This window comes from Paenibacillus sp. GCM10027630 (assembly GCF_042676305.1).
Classification (GTDB): Bacteria; Bacillota; Bacilli; order Paenibacillales; family NBRC-103111; genus Paenibacillus_S.
Genome location: NZ_JBHTGY010000021.1, coordinates 202,222 through 211,451, shown reverse-complemented (window position 1 = coordinate 211,451; position 9,230 = coordinate 202,222). Strand labels below are relative to the sequence as shown.

The window sequence follows — 9,230 nt, the reverse complement described above, 5'->3', positions numbered from 1 at the left end:
GGAGGGGAACCACGCGTTCCCATCTCGAACACGACCGTTAAGCCCTCCAGCGCCAATGGTACTTAGACCGCAGGGTCTTGGGAGAGTAGGACGTTGCCAAGCGAATACCCACACTTGTGGGTTTTTTTATGACCATTTGTTTACCGGCTTTGGTTATGGTTCAGTTGATTCAACGTTGCCTCTCAGGTTGGAGGTGGACGATTTGATTTCAAATGGTCTATTGTTCCCTGATAGCTCAGTTGGTAGAGCACTCGACTGTTAATCGAGTTGTCACAGGTTCGAGTCCTGTTCGGGGAGCCATTATGGAGAGGTGTCCGAGCTGGCCGAAGGAGCACGATTGGAAATCGTGTAGGCGTCACAAGCGTCTCGAGGGTTCGAATCCCTCTCTCTCCGTAGCAATTCTTTAGAAGTTATAAGGCCCGTTGGTCAAGTGGTTAAGACACCTCCCTTTCACGGAGGTAACAGGGGTTCGAGTCCCCTACGGGTCACCATTGTTATAATGATATGGGCGCTTAGCTCAGCTGGGAGAGCATCTGCCTTACAAGCAGAGGGTCGGCGGTTCGATCCCGTCAGCGCCCACCATAATCATTTTTGCCGCGGGGTGGAGCAGCCCGGTAGCTCGTCGGGCTCATAACCCGAAGGCCGCAGGTTCAAATCCTGCCTCCGCAACCAACTTCATGAGGCTCGGTAGCTCAGTCGGTAGAGCAGAGGACTGAAAATCCTCGTGTCGGCGGTTCGATTCCGTCCCGAGCCACCACTTTGGATTATATGAGACATTAGCTCAGCTGGTAGAGCACCTGACTTTTAATCAGGGTGTCGTAGGTTCGAATCCTACATGTCTCACCATTTTTACAGCGCGCGTATGGCGGAATTGGCAGACGCACTAGACTTAGGATCTAGCGGGCGACCGTGGGGGTTCAAGTCCCTCTACGCGCATAACAAAAGAAAAAAACTCTGAGGTCAAGTGATCTCAGAGTTTTTTGTTGGGTGGAAGATATATACGTTGAAAAGTAGTTTTTATTGAAAGATTTATGGAATTGGTGAAACCAGAACGGAGCATAATAAGGCGATGTTTTAGTGACAATCCCATTTTATTGTTATTCAGCTCTTGTTTTCCGCTAACGTAGCAATACTCTTATAATTTTAAATGTTCGATAGACGCAAAAGCTTCTATTTTATAATTTCCGTTTTCATAAATTAATGTTGTTATTGAGCACTCAGGAACCAATTCACTTTGTACGGCTACAAAATTAGGATGCCAAACATTGAGTTGGTCCTCGGGAAATGTATTAACGAGAAAGTCAGTTATTAATCCGCCATGAGTAACAATTACAATGTTACTTTCAGAGGGGCGTTTCATTACTAATTCTGATAATAAGGAGGATAAACGTTCACCTGCTTGCTTTGCAGAATCACCTATGGGAGGTATATATTCGGGTTCACGTGTACAGCGCTCCCACATTGTGACGAATTCATCAAATGTTTGTTCTGGAATATCCCCCCAGTTAGCACGTTCGCGCAAACGACTATCCTCATTAATTGTTGATTTGGTCTCTAATGCAATATACTCGGCAGTTTCTTTCGCTCTTCGAAGTGGACTTGTAAGTATGATTGTTATCGGTGAATTATAAAAATGTTTAGCTGTCGATTGTGCTTGTAATATACCCTTGGGGGTTATTGGTACATCCCCAATAGATTTTTCTTTTATAGCATGCCTTACAAGAAAAAATGTTGTTTTCATATATCAGAGCCTCCTGTAAGAAATTACTACCCCTGTAGTTCAATAAAAATGAGCAGATTGCCGTGGTAAATACTATTAAATATTTAGCATTCAACTTATAGTACGACGTCATGCTATAGAGCAAATAGCTTATTTGATCCCAAACACTTTGCCTTTAGAATATGCCTATTAGTTGTGGCTCAACCTCAAAATTAGTGCTTGACCCTCATCCGAATATCAGTTCCCAAAAAATCCTGCAAACCTGCAGTTATTTTCTAACAAAATTGCTGTTGAGAGAACATTCCTGCAAAAATACATCAATTCTCTTGGAAAAACTCTTCGGTTCAACTAAGAATGAAAAAATAACTGCACATTTGCATGAATTCAGGAAGACTGCCGATATGCAAGGCAAAAGGATGTATAAAAGCAGGTTTTTAGGAAAACGCGATGGCTTCGAATCGAATAATTCGAATAAAGTCGTGTGTGCTAGCATGGCCGTTCTTAAGGTTTTGTCTACAACTGAGTAGGGCACGGTACGGAGACAAAATCGAATGACTTCGTCAAGCGCTGTTTTCATTTTTGAGCTTTTAATTTGAAAGAGAATTTTCTTTATACCACTTTCTAAGCTGATTAATATTAGCCTGATGATAACGGCTATGATCAGCCATATGCCATAATCCCCAGCGAATGGTTGCCTGCTTTTCGTTTTCATGTCCAAAAGTGACAATTGTATCAAGATCAGAATCTGTTAATTGTGTACATGTATCTTTCAACATTGTCAGTACACCTTCATAGTCGGAGATAAGGGTGTTCAATGACTTCCCTTTGATCATGGGAAGCCTATTATTTGCATCTATCATGGGGCCATGTTGTTCTTTTAAAGAATGAGGTAGTGGTTGTCCTTTTATTCTATAAACCCAATTAAGATCGACATACATGATATGTTTGATTAACTGAGCAGTACTATTGAAGTTGTTAGTTGGACCCTTGTAATCTACTTCTTCTTGCGACATGCCATTCGTGATTAATTGTAGCCGTTGGTTGTTTTCTTTCACAGCGGAATATAATATTCCCACAATGGGTGACATAGTTGCTTCACCTTGTAAATCGTAAAGCATCTTAGCTTTTCCTCCTTTAAAATGCACTCTATTTGTTTATCATTTCAAATCATATTAGCATCGTCTGCGGACTTATTTGACAAGGCCAAATAATCGTTGGGGTCGACCAACCGTCCCGTATTGCAGGAACTCATTCGCTATTCCATGTTCAATTAAATATTCTAGGTAAGAGCGCGCTGTCGAGCGGCTGACTCCGGATAAATGAGCTATTTGCTCAGCGCTGCACGGATTCTCAGTTTGCATCATGCATTGCTTGATTCGTTCTAATGTCCTCAGATCGATTCCTTTTTGCTGCTGCTGTGCGGTCATCGGCTTGGCAGATCTGAACTTTTTTAACCCTTCCACAAATTGTTGATCCGGTTTAGCAGGGGATAGCAAATGATTTTTAAACAATCTGTATTTCTCTAAGGTTCCCTTCAATAAATCGAGGTCAAATGGTTTTATCAAATAATCAAAAATCCCCAGTTGAAACGCTTCCTCAATAATATCAATTTCCTTGGCGGCGGTAATTAGTATCACATCGCAAGAAATTTTTTCAGACCGGAGGGCTCTTAATACCTCAATGCCTGAGCGGTCGGGCAAATAAACGTCGAGGACGAGCAGCTCCGGATTCAGCCTTCTGGCCAGCTCCATTGTTTGTTCGTAATTGCCGGCAATTCCCGCGAGCTCGTAGCCTTCCTGCTGCTCAATATAGCTGGCATGTACTTTGGCGATCATAAAGTCGTCATCGATGACCAAGACTGGCAGATTGGGTTGCTTCATTGTACATTCCTCCTAATCGGCAAGCTTATGCGAATCATCGTTCCGTCCGAGGAGCTGTCGCAGGTGAGAAACCCGCCCTGATTCGATACTAACCGGAATACATAGGCCAGCCCAAACCCGCGTCCTTCTCCTTTTGTTGTTGTCCCATCGTTGAAAAGCGTATCTTTAATAGCCGGATCGACACCGGGGCCGTTGTCCTTCACATGTATAAGCAGATCGTCATCTTCCTCTTTGAGAAATACCGTTACTGTTGGTGATTGTATTTTGATCGAGGACATCTGGATCGCTTCAAAAGAGTTTTCTATTGTATTCCCCAAAATGGTAACGATAATTTCGCGATGCGGGCACTTTTCAGGTATATACGATTCCGGACTGACGAGCAGCTGTATCCCAAGTTCTCTCGCCCGATGAGTTTTACCGATTAAAATGCCGACAACGGCTGAATCCCGAATTCTGGCTAAATAAAAGTGGATGGCGTCCTGATGTTCTTCGTTGATTTGGTGAATAACCGCTTTAGCTTGATCATACTCGGATATTTGGATCAGACCGGCAATTAAATGCAGCTTGTTCATAAACTCATGCCTTTGGCTTCGCAAGGTATCTACATACCTGCCGATATCAGCAAGCCGCTCATCAATTTGCTCCAGCTGCATTTTATCCCGGAAGGTGCTTACCGCACCGATCACCTGCCCGGACAAGGTAACCGGAACGCGGTTAGCGATAACAAGTGTATTGCCGATAATGGTAGGCTGATCTCTCTGTGAAATCCCATTTTCCAGCACCTCAGGTAATCGGGTTATCGGGATGATGTCGGAAATATGCTTGCCGATCAGTCCATTGTCTTCCTTGCCCAGCATTTTTTTAGCTTCCCGATTGCAGGTTACGATGTTTCCTTCCTTGTTGACGGCGATAATCCCTTCGCAAATCGCATCCAGAATAGCGGATTGCTCTTGGGTTACGAAAGCGATTTCATGAGGCTCCATATTAAAAATCTGCTTTTTGATATGACCGGATAACAGATAAGCGCCGATCAGGCCGAAGATGAGAGCGGCTGCTCCAATGATCAGTACCTTTTCAAACAAAACAAATAATTGGCTCCAAACGCTGTCAAGCAAAAAAACGACGGATACGAGACCGATTTGCTTATGGTTGCCATCAAAGATAGGGGCTTTTCCTCGAACGGAATAGCCAAGGCTCCCTTTGGCTTGAGTAATGCTTTCATGACCTTTTAAAACCGCTTCATTATCGTCTCCGACCATATGCTTGCCAATCTCGGCAGGGTTGGAGTGGCTGTATCGGATCAAGTTCATATTACTAACGACAATTACGTCGGCCCCGACATTTTTCCATATTTGCTCTGTGATCGGCTGGATTGTCAACGAAGGATTGGTTTGTTCAAACGCTTCCACAATTTGCGGAAGTCCGGCAACGGTTTTGGCTACCCCCAACGCTTGCTCGCCCGTTTCCTTGAATTGTTTGTCCACGACAATATAGAACATGGCGGAAATGACCAGGATTAGCACAAACAAAATATTTAAGGTAACCAGCGCATTAATTTTACTTCTAAGCGTCATTTTCCTGAAACGGCTCATAAACGCGGCTCCCTCTGCAGAATATAAAAACGGAAATCATAACATTAGTTTAATGGGTATGGAGGATAGACGTAAAGACATAAATGCTTTCCATCGCGTTAACAATATCGCCAAAATACATAAAAACCGTCAATATTCATAATATAGCTAAAATATTTCAAATCCAAACGGGATGTATTATGATTTGTTGCAAGCGCTACCATTACACATCTGCAAAGGAGACACCATAATGAATCAAATGGGCTCACCGTTGACCGATAAGCCAATGATTGATCTGCAAGGGGTCACTAAAGAGTTTCTAAAGCCTTCGGGCGAGGTTCACACCGTTCTAAGCAATATTAATCTTCGTGTGCAAAAGGGTGAGTTCTGTTCTATAGTCGGGCCAACGGGATGTGGAAAATCAACGACGTTAAGCCTGATTGCCGGTTTTGAGAAGCCATCGCTTGGGAAAGTTCGAATTCATGGAGAGCAGTTGGAAGGGATTAATCGCCATGCTGCTTGTGTATTTCAAACGGAGAACGCATTTCCATGGAAAACGGTCATTGACAATGTGTCGCTCGGCTTAAGGCTAAAGGGTATGCAAAAAAACGAGGCTTATCAGGAGGCAAGACGATGGATCGAGAAGGTGGGGCTGAAAGGCTTCGAAGGCCATTATCCTCATCAGCTCTCAGGCGGAATGAGAAAGCGTGTTGCTTTGGCGCAATGTTTGATCACGCAACCGGAGATACTGCTCATGGACGAATCATTTTCTGCGCTTGACGTGCATACGCGGCATTTGATGGAAAACGAGCTTCTGAAAATTTGGGAAGAAACGTCTGCATCGGTCTTTTTTATTACGCATGATCTGGAGGAAGCGATTGCTCTGAGCGACCGTGTTATTGTACTAACCGCGGGCCCCGGCGCAACCATCAAGGGAGATTACAAAATTAATCTGGATCGGCCAAGAAATGTGGCGGAAATCCGTTTTGACCGACAGTTCGCGGAGCTGCATGAGCAAATTTGGAATGATTTAAGGGATGAGGTGATGGCAAGTTATGCAAGCGCAAACCATGCTTAATTCGCAGGAAGAGATCATGTTTCGGAAAAAGGAAATGAGAGCCAAAGCAGCAAAGATAAAAATGCGAAATTTGGCTTTGCAAATTATTGTTTTCATTGCCATATTCGGCTCCTGGGAAATTTTATCCGTTAAGAAAATCATCGATCCCTTCTTTTTCTCCAGTCCTTACTCCATTCTTAAGCAAATTGTGGAGTGGTTTATAAGCGGCACGAGCCAAGGTCCTATTTATGTACATTTTATCGTTACTTTTGAGGAAACCATTATTGCATTTATTGTAGGGGTGCTGTTGGGAGTGATCGCCGGCTATGCCTTAGGAAGAAACGACATCCTCTCGGTTATTTTCGGGCCTTATATCCAAATGTTGAATGCGCTTCCAAGGGTTGTGCTGGCACCGATTTTTATCATCTGGTTCGGACTTGGCATGCCTTCGAAAATCGCTCTTGGCGTAACGCTTACCTTTTTCATCGTATTTTTCAACGCTTTTCAGGGCGTACGTGAAGTGGACAAAAATTTGCTGAATAATGCGCGTTTGCTTGGAGCTAATAAGAGACAGCTGGCTCAGCACGTCATTCTCCCTTCGGCGTTAACCTGGATTTTATCCAGCTTGCATTCCAGCTTCGGCTTTGCACTCGTTGGTGCGGTTGTTGGCGAATTTATTGGATCTACCAAGGGACTTGGTTTTCTTATCGCTCAAGCCCAGGGTGCTTTCAACACAACCGGGGTATTTGCGGGCATGGTTCTCTTATCGGTTACGGCTTTGGCAGCTAACTGGGCAGTTTCCAAACTGGAGAAACGTTTTATTGCATGGAGGCATATTCGTCAATAGTTATGGTTTTTCAAATTTAATTTATAATATAAAGGGGTAATGGCGATGAAATTCGGTAAAAGCACAAAGCTTGGTGCAGCAATGCTCATGTCACTTGGTTTGATTTTAACGGGATGTGGTACAGCGGATAAGACGGCTTCCCAACCGGCCCCAAAAGGAAATGATCAGCAGGCTTCTGCTCCTGCTCCGGCACCGGTAAAGCTTCCCAAAGTAAATATTATGGTGGGCGGTTTGGAAAAAATTATTTACCTCCCGGCAAAGCTGACAGAAAGCTTAGGCTATTTTAAAGAAGAAGGACTTGAAGTAGAGCTTACGAGCCAGGCATCCGGGGTCAATGCGGAGCAGGCGCTTATTGCTGGTGAAGTACAGGGGGTTGTCGGTTTTTACGACCATACGATCGATATGCAGGCGAAGGGGAAATTTCTTCAAGAGGTAGTACAGCTGGCCACGAATCCTGGAGCGAAATTGATGGTTACGAATAAAGCGAAGGATCAATACAAAACATTGGCTGATTTGAAGGGTAAAAACATTGGTATTACCAGCTCTGGGGCATCATCTCATTTTCTCGTCAACTATTTGGTGACCAAAGGTGGAAACTCGACAAAGGATTTTGTGCCTTTGGCAGTAGGAGCAGGAGGAACTTTGGTCGCTGCTATGGAACAAGGGAAGGTGGATATAGCATGGGCCACTCAGCCTACTACAGCATTGCTTGAGCAAAGAGGCATCGCTACTACGTTCGTGGACATGGAGAGCCAGGAAGGCTCCAAACAGACACTTGGCGGCACTTATCCAGCCCCAAGCTTGTATATGGATGCGGATTACGTAAAGAAAAATCCGGAAGTGGTACAGCGTTTGGCGAATGCTTTTGTCAAAACATTGAGATACATGAGCACGCATAAAGCGGAGGAAATTGCCGAAAAATTACCGAAGGAATATTATGCAGGCGATAAAGATTTATATGTGAAGTCGCTCCAAGCGAGCTTGGCCATGTTCACTACTGACGGAAAGATGCCTGCAGGCGGACCGGAGAAAGTATTGGAAGTTTTAAACATCTCTACTCCACAGCTTAAAGACGCCAAAATCGACCTTAGCAAAACGTTCACCAACGAGTTTGTAGATAAGGTGAAAAAATAATAGAAGAATCGTTTGATTCAAAGGCTACCACGCGATAGATTTATTAGAAAGGGGCGTTGTTGGCGCCTCTTTCTGCTTGCGGAAATACAGGTTTAACTAAGGGAGAGTGAAGTTGTGAGCCGTATAATATCGCCCGGCTCCCGGTTGCGGGAAGCCATAACAACAGAAAAACCGCTGCAGGTAGTTGGAACCATTAACGCTTATACAGCCATGATGGCTGAGCGTGTAGGCTATCATGCCATTTATTTATCCGGGGGCGGAGTGGCCAATGCTTCCTTCGGTCTGCCTGATCTTGGCATTACTTCTTTGAATGACGTTCTTGAGGATGTTCGAAGGATTACGAACGCGACCTCATTGCCGCTGTTGGTCGATGCGGATACCGGCTTCGGAGGCGCCTTTAATATCGGTCGAACGGTAAGCTTGATGATTCAAGCCGGTGCGGCGGGAATTCACATCGAAGACCAAGTATCGGCCAAACGATGCGGCCACCGTCCAAACAAAGCGATTGTCAGCTCTTCGGAGATGGTAGACAGAATCAAGGCGGCTGTGGATGCCAAGACGGATTCTGCGTTTGTCATCATGGCGCGTACGGATGCACTTGCGGTCGAAGGAGTGGATGCGGCGATCGAAAGAGCGTGCGCTTGCGTGGAAGCCGGCGCTGATATGATATTCCCTGAAGCCGTGCTTACTTTGGAACAATACGATAAGTTCGTGAGGTCGGTCGGAGTACCGGTATTAGCGAACATTACCGAATTCGGACAAACCCCTCTTTTTACAGTCAATGAACTGGAGCAAGCGGGTGTTAGTTTGGTATTGTACCCGTTATCCGCTTTTCGAGCTATGAATGCTGCAGCTTTGAATGTATATCAGTCGATTCGCAGCGACGGGACGCAAAAAAACGTGGTGGAGCTTATGCAAACGCGTATGGAGCTTTACGATTTTCTCGATTATCATGAATATGAGCAAAAGCTTGACCGGCTGTATAAGCAAAAAGACGAAGAAAAGCTATTATAATGAGTGT

At 44.6% G+C, this 9,230-nt stretch carries 8 protein-coding genes, 8 tRNA genes and 1 rRNA gene; 13 read left to right on the top strand and 4 right to left on the bottom strand.

The genetic code is table 11. The features are described from left to right. The 9 genes from rrf to ACFQ0C_RS11185 all read left to right on the top strand — a co-directional run. Window positions 1-102 (top strand): 5S ribosomal RNA (gene rrf / locus ACFQ0C_RS11225); the annotation flags it as partial. A 122-nt stretch (window positions 103-224) separates the two neighbouring features. Continuing rightward, window positions 225-300, top strand: a tRNA-Asn gene (locus ACFQ0C_RS11220). A 4-nt stretch (window positions 301-304) separates the two neighbouring features. Continuing rightward, window positions 305-393: transfer RNA gene (locus tag ACFQ0C_RS11215), tRNA-Ser, on the top strand. A 23-nt stretch (window positions 394-416) separates the two neighbouring features. After that, window positions 417-491, top strand: a tRNA-Glu gene (locus tag ACFQ0C_RS11210). Window positions 492-506: 15 nt separating this feature from the next. Further along, window positions 507-582: transfer RNA gene (locus ACFQ0C_RS11205), tRNA-Val, on the top strand. A 13-nt stretch (window positions 583-595) separates the two neighbouring features. Beyond that, a tRNA-Met gene (locus tag ACFQ0C_RS11200) sits at window positions 596-672 on the top strand. A gap of 9 nt (window positions 673-681) precedes the next feature. Beyond that, window positions 682-757: transfer RNA gene (locus ACFQ0C_RS11195), tRNA-Phe, on the top strand. 13 nt (window positions 758-770) lie between these two features. After that, window positions 771-846 (top strand) — tRNA-Lys (locus ACFQ0C_RS11190). 10 nt (window positions 847-856) lie between these two features. After that, window positions 857-936 (top strand) — tRNA-Leu (locus ACFQ0C_RS11185). Between the two features lie 199 nt (window positions 937-1,135). On the opposite strand, the gene ACFQ0C_RS11180 is transcribed toward ACFQ0C_RS11185, so the two are convergent. From ACFQ0C_RS11180 to ACFQ0C_RS11165, 4 genes are all read right to left on the bottom strand, one after another. Further along, complete coding sequence (locus tag ACFQ0C_RS11180; protein WP_379366737.1) at window positions 1,136-1,741, bottom strand: histidine phosphatase family protein; 606 nt, start codon at window positions 1,739-1,741, stop codon at window positions 1,136-1,138. A 566-nt stretch (window positions 1,742-2,307) separates the two neighbouring features. Continuing rightward, window positions 2,308-2,838: a DinB family protein gene (locus ACFQ0C_RS11175; RefSeq protein ID WP_379366735.1), complete on the bottom strand. Its 531-nt coding sequence runs from the start codon at window positions 2,836-2,838 to the stop codon at window positions 2,308-2,310. 72 nt (window positions 2,839-2,910) lie between these two features. Further along, window positions 2,911-3,600 carry a response regulator gene (locus ACFQ0C_RS11170; RefSeq protein WP_379366733.1) on the bottom strand — a complete coding sequence of 230 codons (690 nt, stop codon included), beginning with the start codon at window positions 3,598-3,600 and terminating at the stop codon, window positions 2,911-2,913. Then, window positions 3,597-5,192, bottom strand: coding sequence for an ATP-binding protein (locus tag ACFQ0C_RS11165; protein ID WP_379366731.1), 1,596 nt, complete (start codon window positions 5,190-5,192; stop codon window positions 3,597-3,599). Before ACFQ0C_RS11165 ends, ACFQ0C_RS11170 begins: the two co-directional genes overlap by 4 nt. A 229-nt stretch (window positions 5,193-5,421) precedes the next feature. Here ACFQ0C_RS11165 and ACFQ0C_RS11160 point away from each other — a divergent pair, with 229 nt between their 5' ends. The 4 genes from ACFQ0C_RS11160 to prpB all read left to right on the top strand — a co-directional run bounded on the left by ACFQ0C_RS11160 (window position 5,422) and on the right by prpB (window position 9,223). Then, window positions 5,422-6,249: an ABC transporter ATP-binding protein gene (locus ACFQ0C_RS11160; protein WP_379366729.1), complete on the top strand. Its 828-nt coding sequence runs from the start codon at window positions 5,422-5,424 to the stop codon at window positions 6,247-6,249. Continuing rightward, on the top strand, window positions 6,227-7,075 hold the full coding sequence (locus ACFQ0C_RS11155) for an ABC transporter permease (protein WP_379366727.1): 849 nt from the start codon (window positions 6,227-6,229) through the stop codon (window positions 7,073-7,075). Before ACFQ0C_RS11160 ends, ACFQ0C_RS11155 begins: the two co-directional genes overlap by 23 nt. A 45-nt stretch (window positions 7,076-7,120) precedes the next feature. Beyond that, complete coding sequence (locus ACFQ0C_RS11150; protein WP_379366725.1) at window positions 7,121-8,209, top strand: ABC transporter substrate-binding protein; 1,089 nt, start codon at window positions 7,121-7,123, stop codon at window positions 8,207-8,209. A 114-nt stretch (window positions 8,210-8,323) separates the two neighbouring features. Beyond that, on the top strand, window positions 8,324-9,223 hold the full coding sequence (gene prpB / locus ACFQ0C_RS11145; RefSeq protein ID WP_379366723.1) for a methylisocitrate lyase: 900 nt from the start codon (window positions 8,324-8,326) through the stop codon (window positions 9,221-9,223). The last annotated feature ends 7 nt before the right edge of the window (window positions 9,224-9,230 follow it).